Here is a 16,474-nt window from a genome sequence, read left to right as displayed (position 1 = left end):
ACAATGCGAAAGTGGCCCCCCTATCCATTCGGAGGGGCCACTTTAATCACTTATTCATCATCGCCCGTAGAGCGGTTTTCCACGATCTCGTCGATCAGGCCAAACTCCTTGGCTTCTTCGGGCGACATGAAGTTGTCACGCTCAAGCGCCGCTTCGACGGTCGCGAGGTCTTTGCCGGTGTGTTTGACGTAGATCTCATTGAGGCGCGTTTTTAGTTTCTGAGTCTCTTGCGCGTGGATCATGATGTCGGTTGCCTGACCCTGATAGCCGCCAGAGGGCTGGTGCACCATCACACGAGAGTTCGGCAGAGAGAAGCGCATGCCCTGCTCGCCGGCTGTCAGCAAAAGCGAGCCCATGGACGCCGCTTGACCAATCACAAGCGTGCTCACTTTGGGCTTAATGTATTGCATTGTATCATAAATCGACAGGCCAGAGGTCACGACACCGCCGGGGCTGTTGATATACATCGAGATTTCTTTGGAGGGATTTTCCGCCTCTAGGTGCAAGAGCTGCGCGACGATGAGGCTCGACATGCCGTCATGCACGGGGCCGTTCAAAAAGATGATGCGCTCTTTCAGCAGGCGGCTGAAAATATCATAGGCGCGTTCGCCCCGGCTGGTTTGCTCAACCACCATGGGGACCAAATTCATATATGTCTCGACTGGATCGTTCATCTTTGCCTGCTTTCTGCTGTCGCCCAGCATCTGGGCCATTGCCTAAAAAGAGTCTTAGTGGCGCGCGCGGGCACCTGCAAGACGTCGTTGGTTAATTCCCTAACCACATCGTAAGCCCGATTTAATTGAGGAAAAGGGCAAAACAATCCCTTGGCGTGATTTTGCTTTGTTTCTAGGCTTGGCATTAAGAATTGTGAACGAGCGGAGGGCCAGATGCGCAGCTATCAAGAGATTTTTGACATTGCGGCGGCGCGTAAAGGCGGAGCCGAGGCGCTGGAGGCCATGATCGACAAACCTCTGCCCGCCTCCGAGTTGCTAAAAATCCCCGAGGATCGTTGGCTGTCGCAATTCACCAAAAGCATCTTTCAGGCCGGATTTAACTGGAAAGTGATCGAAGCCAAATGGGACGGGTTTGAGGAGGCGTTTTCCGGCTTTGACGTCAATCGCGTGGCCTTTTTCAACGACGACGAATTTGATGCGCTACTGTCCAATAAGGCTGTCGTGCGCAACGGCACCAAACTGCGGTCAGTGATCGACAATGCGATCTTCATTCAAGAGATGCGCGAAGACGGCGGCATCTCCAAAGTGATCGCAGAGTGGCCTTCCACCGACTACATCTCCCTTCTTGAGCTCTTGAAAAAACGCGGGTCGCGGCTTGGAGGCTTTGCGGCGGGTTACTCCCTGCGGTTCCAAGGCAAAGACAGTTTCCTTTTGTCCCAAGACGTGACTGCGCGCCTAATCGCCGAAGGGGTGATCGACAAACCTGCGACCTCCAAAACCGCTATGCGCGCGGTTCAGGCCGCGTTTAACACCTGGATGGAGCAATCCGGTCGCGGCCTCACCGAGATCAGCCGCACCCTCGCGATGAGCGTCTAGCGCGCCACGTCACATATTTTCACGGGTGACAGAAGGCCAATGCCTCGCGCAGAGTGGTGAAAAACCGAGGGATAAGATGCCACAGATGACCACATATGCTCTGATCATGCTGCTGACCGGGGTCGGCATTCCCATCCTCGCCGCTCTTAATGCAGCCCTAGGCCAACATCTGGGCCATCCGGTGGCGGCCTCGGTGATCCTCTTTGCAGTGGCCTTTGTCTTGATCCTGATCGCAGGCGTGATCACCAACCCCTGGGCCCATCTTTCAGGCCTTGCCTCCGCACCCAAACATCTGTTGCTGGCAGGCTCACTAATCGTCTTTTATGTGCTCAGCGTGACTTATATCGGCCCCCGTTTTGGTATTGGAAACGCCGTGTTTTTCGTCCTCTTGGGGCAGATGATATCTGCTGCGGCCATTGACCACTTTGGCCTCTTCAATGCGCAGATCTCCCCCCTGACACTCACCCGCGCCAGCGGCATCGCGATCATGGCCTTTGGTCTTTGGTTGATCCAAAAGGCCTAAACGAGCACCCCGTCCTCTAGGCGCACAATGCGATCCATACGCGCGGCCAGATCAAGGTTATGAGTCGCGATCAAAGCCGCCATGCCCGAGCCACGCACGAGCGTCATCAACGCCTCAAACACCGTGTCAGAGGTGGCGGGATCCAAGTTCCCCGTCGGCTCATCCGCCAGTAAAACCCTCGGGGCATTGGCCAACGCGCGACAGAAAGCAACACGCTGCTGTTCTCCTCCGGACAGTTCCGCAGGGCGATGCGCTGCGCGATGCGCGACATCGACCGAGGTCAGCATCTCCATCGCGCGTGCCTCAGCCGCTTGGCGTGATACCCCATTGGCGAATTGCGGCAGGGTGATGTTTTCAAGCGCCGTGAATTCAGGCAGCAAGTGATGGAACTGATAGACAAACCCCACATCCTCGCGCCGCGCCGCCGTGCGTCGGCGATCAGATTGGCCTGCCATATCGGTACCCGCGAGCGTGACCGAGCCTTCGTCGGCCTCATCCAAGAGGCCCGCGATGTGTAATAGTGTCGATTTGCCTGACCCAGAGGGGGCCACCAAGGCCACGATTTCGCCGGCATTCAGCGTCAGATCACAGCCCGAGAGCACATTCACTTCATTCGCCAAGCCCTTGTTATAAGACTTTTTTACGCCTGTGAGGCTCAGCACCGCATCACTCATACCGCAAAGCCTCCACCGGGTTCATCCGTGCCGCGCGACGGGCTGGGAAGATGGTCACCACAAAGGACAAGCCAAGGCTGAGGAAAACGGCCCTAAGTACGTCTTCAAGGCGCAATTCTGCGGGCAAATGATAGATCCCCCGCACTGCCGGATCCCAAACGCCTCCGCCTGCGACAAAGTTCACGAAAGAGAAGATCGGGTCGATATAAATCGCAAAGAGGCACCCGAGAACTACACCCATCACCGTGCCAATCACCCCAGTAAAGGCCCCGCAAATAAAGAACACACGCAGCACCGATCCCTCCGACAGACCCATGGTACGCAGGATACCGATATCGCTGCCCTTGTTTTTCACCAGCATGATCAGGCCCGAAACGATGTTCATCGCTGCAATCAGAACGAGGATCGAAAGGATGATGAACATCACATTATCCTCGATTTCCAAGGCCCTCAGAAACCCTCCGGATGTATCCCGCCAGGTCCACAAGAGCGCGCGATCCCCAGCGACGCGCAACAGATCCAGCGTCAAAAGATCAACGTTTTCAGGATCTTCGACCATCACCTCGATCTCATTGGCCGCGCCTTCCATGTTGAAAAAGCTCTGCGCAGCCTCAAAGGGAAGGTAAACCCGCGTGCGATCAATGTCATAACGACCCGCTGTGAAAATATAGACCACGTCATAGCTGACAACGCGTGGACTGACCCCAAAGGCTGTCCGCACCCCATTGGGCGAGATCAGCTTGATCTTATCGCCCAGAGACACACCCAGTTCCCGCGCGACACCGGACCCAATCGCTATCCCCTCATCAAAACGGGCGATGTCGCCGCTGGAGGTCTCGGGATTGGCGATGCGCGGCAAGGTCGCGAGGTTTTCAGCCGAAATCCCAAAGACTTCGACCCCCGCGTTACGATTGCGCAGGTTCGCCATGACCTGCCCCTTGACCAAAGGTGCCGCGCGAACAACGCCTTCAACAGTTTGCAGGGTCGCGGCCAGCTCATCAAAATTCTTGATCGTGCGATCCAACTGCCCGCGTTCGGTCACCACAGCACTATTGTAAACCGTCACATGGGCATTTGCGCCCAGGATGGTATCAACAAATTCCGTGCGAAAACCGCTCCTTACAGCCAATGTCGCAATCAGCGCAAAGACCGCCAGCGTGATCCCAATCAGGCTGATCCAGGTCATCACCGACACGCCGCCCTCAGCACGACGGGCGCGCAAATAGCGCCAGGCGATCATCCATTCAAATCGCGAAAAAGGAGGTGTGCCTGCCATATCTGCTCCGGGCCTTGTTGCGCGCACCCTATGAGGCGCTCATAGGGGGGTCAAGCCACGCCAGCGCGTCTTCGCCCAAAGATCAGGCGGCGCAGAATGCCGAATATCAAGGCAATCGCGAGCCAGCCGCCGACAAAGCCGAAGCCTGTGAAAACCACGCCTACAAAACTCACTGGGACCGCGGGTTTGAAATCATCCGCCGCCGCGCGCGCCACATCTAAGTCATTGAACTGAATGGCGTTATAGGCCCGCGTGAACGGCCCCGAGCTTTGCAGCACCTCAAGTGCGGCGCTCATCTTTTCATAGCGGACAATTGTAGATCCAATGGTCTCTGCCCGCGCAGCCCCCAGATCGCCACTCGCAGCCATCTCTTCAAGAGCAGCCTCCCGCGTCATGCCCACCGATGTGGCATCCGCGTCAAAGCCTTCCACGAACAGGGTCAACTCATCAACTGCTCCGGCCAGACGCTGGATATACTGCTGAGAATACTCGGGAAATTGCGACAAGCTCAGCCCACCGGCCAAGCCGCCCGTTAATGCCAGGACACGTGCGATCATTCTGCTCTCCGCCGCTTTTGCGCAGAGTTTAACACGGGCAGGCCGAGAACACCAAACCGGCATTCATCTTGCCCGAAATACTCCCGCCGGAGGCTCCCCCGCGCGCAGCAAAATGAAACGATTTAAAGACCCAAAACCTCGGCCACAGGCGCCCGCAAAGCCTCGCCCAGCGCCCGCGACACTTGGGCCTCTAGGTGCAGCCCATCCCCTGCCTCAGCAGTCGCCACGGTCGAGGCGTCAAAAAAGGCGGTGTCATACTCAGTGGCAAGATCCCGCACGATCTCGCGCATTTGATGCCCGGCCTCGACAACGCCCTCATCTACGCCAAAACATTGCCCTGCCACAAAGCCGGGCGGTGCGATCAGCATGATCTTAGGACCAGCGTGACCTTCAATCCCATAAGGATGGGTCCGCACGATCTCGACCAGTTTGCGCAGCCCCCAGTAACTCTCGGTCACCGGCACGCGCGAATAGACATCGTTTGTGCCCAGCATGATCATCACCAGATCCAGCGGCGCATGGCTGTGCAGGAGGCTTGGCAACAAGAGGTCGCCGCGCATCTCGGTTGGCCCAGCGCGGTAATAGGCCGTGGTGCGGCCCCTTAGGCCTTCGGTGATCACCTCGGCCTGCGGCAGACCCGCGGCCATGGCGTCAGGCCAACGGTCCTCTTTGGGATGACGCCCCGTGCCATGGGGGCAAGACCCCCAAGTCAGGCTGTCACCAAAAGCGAGGACCGTTTTCATAGGCTTTAGATCCCAGTGACGCGGTGATCGGCATAGATCTCGACGATCTTTGCAACAGCCGCCTCAGGAGACATCTCTTCGCTTTCGCCGGTGCGACGGCTGGTTAGCTCCACAACACCGTTCTTCAGGCCACGCGGCCCAACGGTGATCCGCCATGGCAGACCAATCAGATCCATCGTCGCGAATTTGCCCCCTGCCCGTTCTTTGCGGTCATCATAGAGCGGCTCAAGGCCAACGGCGGTCAGGCTCTTATACAAAGCATCACAGGCCGCATCCGCCTCTTCGTCGCCTTGCTTAAGGTTCACGATGCCCACGTGGAACGGAGTGACGCCCTCTGGCCAGATGATCCCCTTATCGTCATGCGAAGCTTCGATGATCGCACCCAAAAGACGCGATACGCCAATACCATGGCTGCCCATATGAACCTCGACATTCTTACCGTCGGGGCCCTGCACAGTCGCATTCATCGACTCGGAATATTTGGTGCCGAAATAGAAGATCTGACCAACTTCGATCCCGCGAGCCGTGCGACGGCGCTCTTCTGGGATCTCGTTGAACAGCGCTTCGTCGTGGGTTTCGTCCGTCCGCGCATAGCGGCTGGTGAATTCTTCGAGAACGCCCTGACATTGCTCAACCGAGTCATAGTCGATCTCACGGTCGCCAAAGGTTAGGTCCGTCACTGCGCTGTCATAAAACACCTCAGATTCACCGGTCTCGGCCAGCACAAGGAATTCATGGGTGTAATCGCCGCCAATCGGCCCACCATCCGCGCGCATCGGGATCGCTTGCAGCCCCATGCGTTCGTATGTGCGCAGATAGCTCACCAGATGGCGATTATAGGCGTGCAGCGCGTCCTCTTTGGTAAGGTCAAAGTTATAGCCGTCCTTCATATAGAACTCACGACCCCGCATGACGCCAAAACGCGGGCGGCGTTCATCGCGGAACTTCCACTGGATCTGATACATGGTCAGCGGAAGGTCTTTGTAGCTGTTCACATGGCCTCGGAAGATATCGGTCACCAGCTCTTCGGCCGTGGGCGTAAACAGCATATCGCGATCATGACGATCTTTGATGCGCAGCATTTCCTCGCCATAGGCATCATAGCGCCCGCTTTCACGCCACAGGTCCGCCGATTGAATCGTCGGCATCTGCATCGGGATGTGCCCAGCGCGGATCTGCTCTTCGTGTACGATATTCTCGATCTTGCGCAGCACCTTAAAGCCCAGCGGCAACCAGGAATAAATCCCTGCTGAGGATTGTTTGATCATACCAGCGCGCAGCATATAGCGGTGGCTGACGATCTGAGCCTCTGAAGGGGTCTCTTTCAGAACAGGAAGGAAATAGCGAGAAAGGCGCATAAGAGCTCCGTGGGATGACGTGTTTCATCCCGTTTAGGCGGTTCTTTGGGGGCAGGCAAGTGAGCGCCGACACAAGAGCTTGGTCCTCTGCGCGGTTTCTAGACCGCAACCTTAATTTTGCCACAGATTTCAGGTAGTCTTGTGGAAAGGCTCTGGCAAAGGGGCTGCAGTCTGTATCGGGTAAGAGTATGGCAATCGGCGAAGCGGGCACGCTTAGTACCAGTGGTGGTGACACTATAGAGATTACCGTGACCTTCACGGAGCCTCTTACCGATCCTGTCATCGTCATGACCGGCACACAGAACGGCGGCCACCCCTATACATTCCGTATCACCGATCAAACCTATGACAGCGACGGCAATACCACGTCCTTTAGCTTTGTGATGGAAGAGTGGGAATATCTGGATGGCGTCCACCCGGCGGTGGAGGATGTGAATTGGATCGCGATTGAAGAAGGCATACACACATTGCCCGACGGGCGCGTTATTGAGGCCGGGCATACGACCGCCGATGACAGCACGTCCTCAGTGGATCTGAACGGAGACTTTGACAGCCCGCCTGTAGTGATGACGTCTGTGATGTCCAACAATGACACAACCACCGTGGACAGTGATGGGTTCAATATTACAGCGGATGGCTTTGACCTCTCTTTGCAAGAGGAAGAAGGTCAGGACGGAACTCATGCACAAGAGACTGTCGGCTGGATCGCGATAGAGCCCGGAGGCAGCGGCGATTTCGGCACGGCTCTGACGGCAGATGGGGTTGATGAGGCAACCGATACGATTGGCTTTGGATCCACCATCAACGATGCGGTCGTAATTGCCAAAACTCAGACCATGAATGGCACAGATACCGCGCATGTGGCGATCAACGGTCAGACAGACGACAACGTCGGCGTTTTTGTGATGGAAGAAAAGTCCCTTGACTCAGAGGTGGATCACATTGACGAAACCGTGGGCATCGTTGCCTTTCCCAGCGGCGTGATCTCGGGCACGACCTATGTGCCGTGTTTCACTGCTGGCACGATGATCAACACGCCTGACGGCCAGCGCGCCGTCGAGGATTTGGAGACCGGCGATGTGGTCACACTCTTTGACGACCCGCGTGGGTCTACCCCGCTGCTGCGTGTGTACAAACGTACCCTCGGCGCCAAAGAGCTAGAGGCCGCACCGGCCCTGCGTCCTATCCGCATTGTCGCGGGTGCTTTGGGTCAGGGTTTACCTAAGCAAGACCTTCTCGTTTCGCGCCAGCACCGGATGCTGGTGTCCTCTGAGGTTGCCAAACGTATCACCGGCACCCGCGATGTGTTGATCCCAGCCAACAAGCTGACACTGCTGCCCGGGATCTTTGTCGATAGCTCTGTCCATAGCGTGACCTATATCCACCTTCTGTTTGACCGTCATGAAGTCATCATGGCCGAAGGCGCGCCGACCGAGAGCCTTTATATGGGCCGGCAGTCTTTGAACGCACTTCCTCTTGCCGCGCGCCGCGAGATCAAAGCGCTGTTTCCAGATATACAGGGCACTCTGCCACCTGAGGCCTGCCCCATCCCCAATCCGCGGCAACAGAAAGCTGTGATTGCACGGCTGGCTAAGAACGCACAGCCAGCCCTAACGCTTTAACCCCACGAAACCGTGATCCACTTGTTATCTGCCGCGTGATCCAAAGCGCGACTTGCCCCGTACCCCTTAGTACTTGCACCCCGGGGTACTTGTGCAACGTAACAGTGAGGAAATTATCAATGAAACGCGCAAGCACTCTTGCGGCTACTCTGGTTGCCGCCACTCTTGGCACGTCCGCAATGGCGTCTAACACCATCGTGGACATCGCCGTAGGCGACGACCGCTTCTCAACCCTCGTGGCCGCTGTGAGCGCCGCGGGGCTGGTCGAGACCCTTCAGGGCGAAGGCCCCTTTACCGTTTATGCGCCCGTGAATGACGCTTTCGCGGCTCTGCCTGCAGGCACAGTGGAAACTCTGCTGGAGCCCGCCAACAAAGGTCAGCTGACCAATGTTCTGCTTTACCACGTAGACGACCGCAATCTGACCGCAGGCATGATCCCGCATGGGTCCAGCTACTTTAAGCCGGTGCTGGCCTCTGAGCGCCTCTGCATTACGCGTTCGCAAGACGGCGTGATGATCGCGGATGGCACCGGAGAGATGGCGAACGTCATCATCGCAGATATCCAAGCCGACAATGGCGTGATCCACGTGATCGACAAAGTTCTGCTGCCGGGCACACGTCCGGATTGCCACTAAGACCAAATGGCGGGAGTGGGTTTGACACAGATCGGAGTTGCCCTACTTTCCCGCTGTAACCGGCATCTGGCGCCCCTCGGCACCGGATGTTGTCCCCAGTAACCAGTCCAATGGTTATAAGGCCGGCCCGTCCCCATCGGGTCGGCCTCTTGAATCCCGCCTCTCAATACGCGATGTCTAGGGCAACACGTGAGGCGAGGTAACAATGGCTCTTCCGGTTCAAGAACAAGCGAAATACTGGGGCATCGCCACAGTCGTCTTATTTGTTGCACTCTGGCAGTTGGGAAATGTGGTGTTGCCCTTCGTGCTGGGAGGCGCGATTGCCTATTTCATGGATCCGGTCGCCGATCGGCTTGAGGCCATGGGATTGTCGCGAGCCGCTGCCACTGCACTGATCACCATCGTCGCGATCCTGATCTTTGTGGTCATGATCCTAGCCGTTGTGCCGACCCTGATCGCCCAAGCCACGTCGCTTGTGCAAATCGCACCGGAACTGGTCCGAGACCTACAGGCCTTTATCAGCGAACGTTTCCCGCAGCTTCTGAACCCGGAAAGCGCGGCCTATCAGGCGCTTGCCTCTATCGGGGATCAGATCCAAGCCCATGGCGGCGCGTTCCTGCAATCCGCGCTGACGTCTGCGGCAGGTTTGGTAAACGTGCTGGTCTTGATCGTCGTCGTACCGGTTGTAGCTTTCTACCTGCTGCTGGACTGGGACAATATGATCGCGCGCGTCGACCAACTTTTGCCGCGTGATCATGCGCCGGTCATTCGCCGCCTTGCCAAAGAAATCGACCGCGTGCTTGCAGGCTTTGTGCGCGGGATGGGCACAGTCTGTTTGATCCTTGGCACCTATTATGCGGTCGCGCTTATGCTGGTCGGTCTGCAATTTGGCCTCGTCGTCGGCGCAATTGCTGGTCTGATCACCTTCATTCCCTATGTCGGTGCCCTCGTGGGAGGCGCCCTGGCAGTAGGCCTCGGACTATTCCAGTTCTGGGGCGATTGGGTATCCCTTGGCCTCGTTGGTGGCATCTTCATCACCGGCCAAATGTTGGAGGGCAACTATCTGACGCCGAAACTCGTTGGCAGCTCGGTGGGCCTACACCCTGTGTGGCTCTTGTTTGCCCTATCGCTCTTTGGCTCGCTCTTTGGCTTTGTGGGCATGCTCGTAGCCGTCCCTGTTGCAGCAGCCATCGGCGTCCTCGTGCGCTATGCCTCCAGCCAATACGTTGAATCCCGCCTTTACAAAGGGCTTGAATCCACCACCGAGGACGACAGCTAAGATGGCTGAACAGCTAGGCTTTGACCTGCCCGCGCGGGCAGCCTTGGGCCGTGACGATTTCTTTGTTTCTGACGCAAATGCCATGGCTTTGGCACTTGTGGACAGCTGGCCCAATTGGGCGGGCAACAAGCTTGCGATCATTGGCCCTGAAGGCAGCGGCAAGACGCATCTGACCCACGTTTGGGCCGCGCAATCCGGCGCGCGGATTGTGGATGCGGCAAGCCTCACCAAAGACGCGGTGCCTGATCTGGCCCAAACGCCGATTGCCGTGGAAAATGTTCCGGCCATTGCCAAGGACGCCGCCGCGCAAGACGCGCTCTTTCACCTGCACAATCTGACCTTGGCCGAGGGTCATTCCCTTTTGGTTACTGGCGTATCGGAACCCAAACACTGGGGCCTCACCCTGCCCGATCTGAGAAGCCGGCTGGAGGGCACGACGACTGCCGTTCTAAAGGAACCAGACGACGCGCTTTTGTCGATCCTTTTGGCGAAACTCTTCGTGGATCGCCAACTCACGCCGAACACTGAAACCATCGCCTATATGGTCAAGCATATGGACCGCAGCTTTGCGGAAGCGCGCCGTCTGGTGCGCGACATCGATCAGGCGTCGCTCGCGAAAAAACGCAAAGTCAGCCGCGCCTTAGCCGCCGAAGTGATGAATTCCTAGGTCTCTGGACAGTCCGGCCCGTTGGCGCGATACTGTCATCTTCCTGTGACAGAGTACTGATAGCCGACCCTTTATGACCAACGCCGATTTCCTGAAGTCAGACTTCCAAACTCCGATAGATATCCCCGAGATGGACCTGACCGGCCCAGACCGGTTCTTTAATCGTGAACTGAGCTGGCTGGCCTTTAACTGGCGGGTCTTGGAAGAGGCAGAAAACACCCGTGTGCCCTTGCTGGAACGCCTGCGGTTCCTGTCGATTTCGGCCACCAACCTGGATGAATTTTACACCGTCCGCGTCGCGGGTCTGCGAGAGCTTGCACGGGAGGGGAATGTCACCCCCGGCCAAGACGGGTTGTCTCCTGCCGAGCAGCTTGTTCTGATCGACGAGGACGCCCGCAAGCTGATGACACGGCAACAGGCGATCTTTGCACAGCTGCGCGAAGAGTTGACCGCCTCTGACATCCTCGTTCTGAGCCGCGAGGAAATCACTGAGGACGACACTGTCTTTTTGCAGGATGTCTTCCTCAACCAAGTCTTCCCGGTTCTCTCGCCGCTGGCGATTGATCCCGCGCACCCGTTTCCATTCATCCCCAATACCGGGTATTCGCTGGCTCTGGAGCTTGAGCGCAAAAAAGACAAACGCCCGCTGCAAGCGCTCTTGCCGATCCCGCATCAGATCGACCGCTTCGTCGCCCTGCCCGGCACCAATGGCACGCAACGCTTCCTGATGCTTGAGGATCTCTTGATCCTACATCTGGAAATCCTTTTCCCCGGCTATAAGGCCAAGGGCCACTGTACCTTCCGCGTGTTGCGCGACAGCGATATGGAGGTCGAAGAAGAGGCCGAAGACCTCGTACGCGAGTTTGAAACCGCACTGAAACGGCGGCGTCGCGGCGAGGTTGTGCGTCTGCAATTGTCGCGCGGCGCGCCTAAAAGCCTGCGCAACATGATCAGCCGCGAGCTGCATGTGAATCCACAAGAGATCATCGAATTTGATGGCATGATCGGGATTGCGGACCTCAAAGAGCTGGTGCTGGACAACCGCCCTGACCTTTTGTGGACACCATTCGCGCCGCGCGTGCCTGAACGAGTTCAAGACCACGACGGCGATATGTTTGCCGCGATCAAGCAAAAAGATATGCTGCTCCACCACCCTTACGAGACCTTTGACATGGTGGTGCGCTTCATCAGTCAGGCGGCGCGTGATCCGAATGTGGTGGCGATCAAACAGACGCTTTATCGCACGTCCAAACGCTCCCCTATCGTCGAGGCGCTTTGTGAGGCCGCGGAGGACGGGAAGTCCGTGACCGCTTTGGTCGAACTCAAAGCCCGTTTTGACGAAGCCGCGAACATCCGCCAGTCCCGCCGTCTGGAACGCGCGGGTGCGCATGTGGTTTACGGGTTCACCGATTGGAAAACCCACGCCAAGATCTCGACCGTCGTGCGGCGCGAGGGCAATCGGCTGGTGACATATACGCACTATGGTACGGGCAACTACCACCCGATTACGGCCAAGGTTTATACCGACCTCAGCTTCTTTACCTGCGACGATGGTCTGGGGCGGGATGCGACCAAGATCTTCAACTATCTCTCGGGCTACGTGCAGCCAGAAAGCCTTGAAAACCTTGCGATTTCTCCGCTGTCCCTAAAGCAAACCCTTATTGAGAATATCCGCAAAGAGGCGGAATTTGCCCGCGCTGGCAAACCTGCAGAGATCTGGGCCAAGATGAATTCCCTGATCGAATCCGAGGTTATCGATGCGCTTTACGAGGCGAGCCAGGCTGGTGTTAAAATCAGCCTTGTCGTGCGTGGCATTTGCGGGCTGCGTCCCGGGATCAAAGGGCTCTCAGACAATATCCGCGTGAAATCCGTGGTCGGGCGCTTTCTGGAACACTCCCGGATCGCCTGTTTTGGCAATGGCCATGGGCTGCCCAGCAAGAAAGCCAAGGTCTATATCTCTTCGGCCGACTGGATGGGCCGCAACCTGAACCGGCGTGTGGAAACTCTGGTGCGGATCGACAACCCGACCGTGAAAGCGCAGATCGTCAGCCAGATCATGGCCGCGAATATGGCCGATACTGCACAAAGCTGGGTTATGAACGCGGACGGCAGCTTTGACCGCGCGCAGGTGCCTCAGGGCGAGTTTTCGTTCAACTGCCACCGCTTCTTTATGGAAAACCCATCACTGTCGGGCCGCGGATCGGCGGGGGCCTCGGATGTGCCGAAACTGACGCATACGGATGATGAAGCCGCGACATAAAACGCGCAGACCCTTCTGATCCATTGACCCACCCTGCCCCGTGCCGCATCTTGCAAGCCAAGACCCTGGGGCGATTCATGAATGTAACCATCGACAGCCTAGAAGACGCGGATATCTTTGGACGCCCGCTCTTTAACGACCCATCCTCTCGAAAGCTAAAACGCGTGGGCGTTGTGGATGTGGGGTCAAACTCTGTCCGTTTGGTGGTCTTTGACGGCGCGGCGCGAAGCCCTGCCTATTTCTTTAACGAGAAGATCATGTGTGCCTTGGGCGCGGGTCTGTCTGACACAGGCCGCCTGAACCCCGAGGGCCGCGCGCGCGCCCTTTCGGCTATCGCGCGGTTTCAGGAAATCGCCGCTCAGATCTGCAACGGCCCGCTGACCGCCGTCGCCACGGCCGCAGTCCGCGAGGCCGAAGACGGCCCCGAGTTCTGTGCCGAGGTGCTGGAAAAGACCGGCCTAGAGATCCACGTCATCGACGGCAAAGAAGAAGCACGGCTGTCGGCGCAAGGTGTTCTGTTAGGCTGGCCGGGCTCTTACGGTCTTGTCTGCGACATCGGCGGCTCTTCCATGGAACTCGCCGAAATCAACGACGGCGAAGTCGGTGAGCGAGTCACCTCGAAACTCGGCCCTCTGAAGTTGCAAGACATCGAGGGCGGTGCCGAGGGGCGTCAGGCTTACATTCAGAAAACACTCGACAAACTCTATGTGAAAATGGGCGATCAGGAGAACCGCCTGTTCCTTGTGGGCGGCTCGTGGCGGGCCATTGCACGGGTGGATATGGAACGCCGCGCTTATCCGCTGAATGTTCTGCATGAATACCGCATGACAGCCGAGGACGTGGCCGCAACGGCCGCGTTTATCGCCGAGAATGATCTTGAAGAGCTGCGCCAGCGCTGTGGGCTATCCGCCCAACGGATGGCGCTTGTGCCCTTTGCGATCGAGGTTCTGATCGGCCTTCTTGACCGTTTCACCCCATACGATATCGCGATTTCCAGCTACGGCATCCGCGAGGGCATGCTTTACGAGCAAATGCCCGATGAACTGCGCCGTCGTGATCCCCTGATCGAGGCCTGTCGCCACGCGGAATCCAAGGACGCTCGCCTGCCGGGATTTGGGCGGACGCTTTATGATTTCGTGAAGCCATTGTTCAAGGACGGCAGCAAAGACCGCAAACGCTTGGTCAAAGCTGCCTGCCTTCTGCATGACGTCAGCTGGCGCGCGCATCCCGACTATCGCGCGGAAACCTGTTTTGACAACGCGACACGCGCGAATTTGGGCGGGCTTAAGCATTCCGAGCGCGTGTTCCTCGGGCTGGCCCTGCTCCACCGCTATCGCAACAAACGCGAAGGCACGCGGTTTGAAGAGCTTTATGACCTTCTCAACACCGAAGACCAGAAACAGGCCGAAATCCTTGGCAAAGCCATGCGCTTTGGCGCGATGCTGTGGATGCAGGCCGGCACGGATCTGGGCAAACTGACGTATAAGGCCAAATCCGCAGAACTCCATCTAGAACTGCCGGAGCGCGCCCGCGCGCTTTATGGCGAGGTGGCCGAGGCGCGGCTGCAATCACTCGCCAGCGCGCTTGAGGCCGAGCTCTTTGTGAGCTTTTCCTAAAGATCGATATCCAGCGTGACGGGAAAGTGGTCTGAGGCATCCAGCAAGGCCGCGCGCAAGGCTTCATCGGCCCAGCAATCATGATCATCAAACGGATGCCAGATCCGCCATTTCGGGGATTTGGCCGCAAGATCCTGCGAGACCATGATGTAGTCCAACAGCGCCTGCAGATACCGCCCCTCATGGCGCAAATAGAACCGCGATGTGGTCGGCCGCGCACCCAACCGAGGCCCTAAAGCCTGTCGCGCATGGGGATCGGTCAAACAGTTCTCGCCCTGCTCTCCCATCACGATCTCAACCGACGAACGCCCAAAGAGCCCCTCGTATTCATCCAGACCGGGACCGTCATTGAGGTCTCCGAGCACCATCAGAGAGTCGCCATTTTTCAGGTGCTCCACGATCCGACGCCGAAGCCAAATCGCCTGCGCCAATTGCTTGCGCCGATTGGCAATCGAGATCCGCATGACCTCGTCGCGATTACGCGCCCCATGGGGGGCTTTGGATTTCAAATGCGCGCCGATCAAACGAAATTCGCCGCCGAATTTCGTCGTCACCGCGAGTTCCAAAGGGGGTTTTGAAAACCGCACCGTATCGCTGCGTTCATCCACGTCCAGATCAATGCCCAGCTCTTGATCAAATCGCGGCGCATCCAGCGAACCTTTGGGATCATGCCGCGCCTTCAAAACATTTGGATCATAAAGCAGCGCCAGTTCCTGTTGCGTGTCATTGGAAAACCCGATGATCGCATCGCTAGTGCGCAGGCCAAAATGCGCGGTAAAGTCCTCCAAAGCGGCGACGGTTGAGCGTTTCCCGTTCTGATCAGGTGCCTCGACCACAAGAATTGCATCCGCATCCATAGACCGCAGAACATGCGCCACGGCCGCCGCCTGCTGGGCTTTGGTCACATCCCGCCGCGAGGACCATGAGTCGTCCAGAACCAATTGATTTTCTTCGTCAAAAAGATTTGCGAACCACTCGATATTGTAGGTCGCAATCCGCATCAGGCCGCCTTGCCATTGATGGTGTCCCAGGCGCGGTTGATGTCGATCATCTTCTTCTCAGCAATTTTCACGGCCTCTTCGGGCACGCCACGTGCGACCATCGCATCAGGATGGGTCTCGCGCACAAGCTGTCGCCAGGCCTTGCGCATCTCGTCCATCGAGGCCGAGGGATCTACGCCCAGCACCGTGTAGGGATCTGGCTCTGCATCTGGCACAAAGCGCGTTTTGATCGCCTGATATCTGGCAGGCGCCATCTCGAAGATCTCGGCAACCCGCTCAAGGAACACATTCTCATTGGGATGAAACTCGCCATCCGCCATCGAGATATGAAAGAGCCCCTCGATCAGATCGCAGTACATCGGATGATCGGTGCCAAACAACCGATGGATACGCACGGCATATTCCTCAAAACCCGCGGCGTCCTGCCGCGCCAGATTAAAGACCCGCGCCGCGCCAGCTTCATCCTCAGGGCGAATATGAAAGACCTCACGAAAGGCTGTGACCTCATCGCGGGTCACCAAGCCATCGGCCTTGGCCATCTTGGCCCCCAAGGCAATCACGGCAATGGTAAAGGCAATCGACCGCTCTGGCGGTGTGCGCAAGCGGTCAAAGACCTCAGACAGGGGTTGCCCCTGCACAAGGGCTTCGATCGCATCGCTAATTCTGGTCCAAATCGACATAATTCAAGTATACGAGAGCGCTAACGGAGTGTC

16 protein-coding genes are annotated in these 16,474 nt (G+C 57.5%); 8 read left to right on the top strand and 8 right to left on the bottom strand.

Translation table 11 applies throughout. The annotated features are described in order from the left end of the window. Window positions 1-50: 50 nt before the first annotated feature. Entirely contained in the window at window positions 51-674 is a 624-nt protein-coding gene (locus HZ995_RS12590; RefSeq protein WP_209355999.1) for an ATP-dependent Clp protease proteolytic subunit, read from the bottom strand. A 213-nt stretch (window positions 675-887) separates the two neighbouring features. Between HZ995_RS12590 and HZ995_RS12585 the strand changes: the two genes are divergently transcribed. Both HZ995_RS12585 and HZ995_RS12580 read left to right on the top strand, forming a co-directional pair. Then, window positions 888-1,550 (top strand): DNA-3-methyladenine glycosylase I, encoded by a 663-nt coding sequence (locus HZ995_RS12585; RefSeq protein ID WP_209355998.1) that lies wholly within the window; start codon window positions 888-890, stop codon window positions 1,548-1,550. Window positions 1,551-1,635: 85 nt separating this feature from the next. After that, window positions 1,636-2,073 (top strand): DMT family transporter, encoded by a 438-nt coding sequence (locus HZ995_RS12580; protein ID WP_209355997.1) that lies wholly within the window; start codon window positions 1,636-1,638, stop codon window positions 2,071-2,073. Here the strand turns inward: HZ995_RS12580 and HZ995_RS12575 are convergent. The 5 genes from HZ995_RS12575 to proS all read right to left on the bottom strand — a co-directional run bounded on the left by HZ995_RS12575 (window position 2,070) and on the right by proS (window position 6,681). Then, the gene (locus HZ995_RS12575; RefSeq protein WP_209355996.1) at window positions 2,070-2,747 is read right to left on the bottom strand and encodes an ABC transporter ATP-binding protein; all 678 of its coding nucleotides are present in this window, start codon (window positions 2,745-2,747) and stop codon (window positions 2,070-2,072) included. The genes HZ995_RS12580 and HZ995_RS12575 overlap by 4 nt on opposite strands. Beyond that, window positions 2,740-4,023 carry a lipoprotein-releasing ABC transporter permease subunit gene (locus tag HZ995_RS12570; RefSeq protein WP_209355995.1) on the bottom strand — a complete coding sequence of 428 codons (1,284 nt, stop codon included), beginning with the start codon at window positions 4,021-4,023 and terminating at the stop codon, window positions 2,740-2,742. Before HZ995_RS12570 ends, HZ995_RS12575 begins: the two co-directional genes overlap by 8 nt. A gap of 50 nt (window positions 4,024-4,073) precedes the next feature. Further along, window positions 4,074-4,580, bottom strand: coding sequence for a DUF2937 family protein (locus tag HZ995_RS12565; RefSeq protein WP_209355994.1), 507 nt, complete (start codon window positions 4,578-4,580; stop codon window positions 4,074-4,076). 122 nt (window positions 4,581-4,702) lie between these two features. After that, on the bottom strand, window positions 4,703-5,323 hold the full coding sequence (locus HZ995_RS12560; RefSeq protein ID WP_209355993.1) for a GDSL-type esterase/lipase family protein: 621 nt from the start codon (window positions 5,321-5,323) through the stop codon (window positions 4,703-4,705). A gap of 5 nt (window positions 5,324-5,328) precedes the next feature. Beyond that, window positions 5,329-6,681, bottom strand: coding sequence for a proline--tRNA ligase (proS, locus tag HZ995_RS12555; RefSeq protein ID WP_209355992.1), 1,353 nt, complete (start codon window positions 6,679-6,681; stop codon window positions 5,329-5,331). Between the two features lie 188 nt (window positions 6,682-6,869). Between proS and HZ995_RS12550 the strand changes: the two genes are divergently transcribed. The 6 genes from HZ995_RS12550 to HZ995_RS12525 all read left to right on the top strand — a co-directional run bounded on the left by HZ995_RS12550 (window position 6,870) and on the right by HZ995_RS12525 (window position 14,760). Further along, a complete protein-coding gene (locus HZ995_RS12550) occupies window positions 6,870-8,303 on the top strand; it encodes a Hint domain-containing protein (protein ID WP_209355991.1) in 1,434 nt (477 codons plus the stop codon). A 119-nt stretch (window positions 8,304-8,422) separates the two neighbouring features. Continuing rightward, window positions 8,423-8,938: a fasciclin domain-containing protein gene (locus HZ995_RS12545; RefSeq protein WP_209355990.1), complete on the top strand. Its 516-nt coding sequence runs from the start codon at window positions 8,423-8,425 to the stop codon at window positions 8,936-8,938. A gap of 205 nt (window positions 8,939-9,143) precedes the next feature. Continuing rightward, a complete protein-coding gene (locus HZ995_RS12540; protein ID WP_209355989.1) occupies window positions 9,144-10,217 on the top strand; it encodes an AI-2E family transporter in 1,074 nt (357 codons plus the stop codon). 1 nt (window position 10,218) lies between these two features. Beyond that, window positions 10,219-10,884, top strand: coding sequence for a chromosomal replication initiator DnaA (locus HZ995_RS12535; protein WP_209355988.1), 666 nt, complete (start codon window positions 10,219-10,221; stop codon window positions 10,882-10,884). 73 nt (window positions 10,885-10,957) lie between these two features. Beyond that, window positions 10,958-13,144 (top strand): RNA degradosome polyphosphate kinase, encoded by a 2,187-nt coding sequence (locus HZ995_RS12530; RefSeq protein WP_209355987.1) that lies wholly within the window; start codon window positions 10,958-10,960, stop codon window positions 13,142-13,144. 77 nt (window positions 13,145-13,221) lie between these two features. Continuing rightward, the gene (locus tag HZ995_RS12525) at window positions 13,222-14,760 is read left to right on the top strand and encodes a Ppx/GppA family phosphatase (RefSeq protein WP_209355986.1); all 1,539 of its coding nucleotides are present in this window, start codon (window positions 13,222-13,224) and stop codon (window positions 14,758-14,760) included. On the opposite strand, the gene HZ995_RS12520 is transcribed toward HZ995_RS12525, so the two are convergent. Together HZ995_RS12520 and HZ995_RS12515 are read right to left on the bottom strand one after the other, a co-directional pair. After that, window positions 14,757-15,761, bottom strand: coding sequence for an endonuclease/exonuclease/phosphatase family protein (locus HZ995_RS12520; protein ID WP_209355985.1), 1,005 nt, complete (start codon window positions 15,759-15,761; stop codon window positions 14,757-14,759). The genes HZ995_RS12525 and HZ995_RS12520 overlap by 4 nt on opposite strands. After that, window positions 15,761-16,441, bottom strand: a complete 681-nt coding sequence (locus tag HZ995_RS12515; RefSeq protein WP_209355984.1) for a J domain-containing protein — start codon at window positions 16,439-16,441, stop codon at window positions 15,761-15,763. The genes HZ995_RS12520 and HZ995_RS12515 overlap by 1 nt, the downstream gene beginning before the upstream one ends. Between the last annotated feature and the right edge of the window lie 33 nt (window positions 16,442-16,474).

The sequence above is a fragment of the Cognatishimia activa genome, from assembly GCF_017798205.1.
Lineage (GTDB): Bacteria > Pseudomonadota > Alphaproteobacteria > Rhodobacterales > Rhodobacteraceae > Cognatishimia > Cognatishimia activa_A.
Note: the sequence above shows the minus strand (reverse complement) of the source record. Positions and strands in the feature narration are given on the sequence as shown.

Excerpts from the sequence above, each read along its gene's own strand:
- HZ995_RS12570 (WP_209355995.1), bottom strand. The coding sequence starts at position 4,023 with ATGGCAGGCACACCTCCTTTTTCGCGATTTGAATGGATGATCGCCTGG.
- HZ995_RS12565 (WP_209355994.1), bottom strand. The coding sequence starts at position 4,580 with ATGATCGCACGTGTCCTGGCATTAACGGGCGGCTTGGCCGGTGGGCTG.
- HZ995_RS12590 (WP_209355999.1), bottom strand. The coding sequence starts at position 674 with ATGAACGATCCAGTCGAGACATATATGAATTTGGTCCCCATGGTGGTT.
- proS (WP_209355992.1), bottom strand. The coding sequence starts at position 6,681 with ATGCGCCTTTCTCGCTATTTCCTTCCTGTTCTGAAAGAGACCCCTTCA.
- HZ995_RS12520 (WP_209355985.1), bottom strand. The coding sequence starts at position 15,761 with ATGCGGATTGCGACCTACAATATCGAGTGGTTCGCAAATCTTTTTGAC.
- HZ995_RS12575 (WP_209355996.1), bottom strand. The coding sequence starts at position 2,747 with ATGAGTGATGCGGTGCTGAGCCTCACAGGCGTAAAAAAGTCTTATAAC.
- HZ995_RS12545 (WP_209355990.1), top strand. The coding sequence starts at position 8,423 with ATGAAACGCGCAAGCACTCTTGCGGCTACTCTGGTTGCCGCCACTCTT.
- HZ995_RS12525 (WP_209355986.1), top strand. The coding sequence starts at position 13,222 with ATGAATGTAACCATCGACAGCCTAGAAGACGCGGATATCTTTGGACGC.
- HZ995_RS12515 (WP_209355984.1), bottom strand. The coding sequence starts at position 16,441 with ATGTCGATTTGGACCAGAATTAGCGATGCGATCGAAGCCCTTGTGCAG.
- HZ995_RS12530 (WP_209355987.1), top strand. The coding sequence starts at position 10,958 with ATGACCAACGCCGATTTCCTGAAGTCAGACTTCCAAACTCCGATAGAT.
- HZ995_RS12585 (WP_209355998.1), top strand. The coding sequence starts at position 888 with ATGCGCAGCTATCAAGAGATTTTTGACATTGCGGCGGCGCGTAAAGGC.
- HZ995_RS12560 (WP_209355993.1), bottom strand. The coding sequence starts at position 5,323 with ATGAAAACGGTCCTCGCTTTTGGTGACAGCCTGACTTGGGGGTCTTGC.
- HZ995_RS12540 (WP_209355989.1), top strand. The coding sequence starts at position 9,144 with ATGGCTCTTCCGGTTCAAGAACAAGCGAAATACTGGGGCATCGCCACA.
- HZ995_RS12535 (WP_209355988.1), top strand. The coding sequence starts at position 10,219 with ATGGCTGAACAGCTAGGCTTTGACCTGCCCGCGCGGGCAGCCTTGGGC.
- HZ995_RS12550 (WP_209355991.1), top strand. The coding sequence starts at position 6,870 with ATGGCAATCGGCGAAGCGGGCACGCTTAGTACCAGTGGTGGTGACACT.
- HZ995_RS12580 (WP_209355997.1), top strand. The coding sequence starts at position 1,636 with ATGACCACATATGCTCTGATCATGCTGCTGACCGGGGTCGGCATTCCC.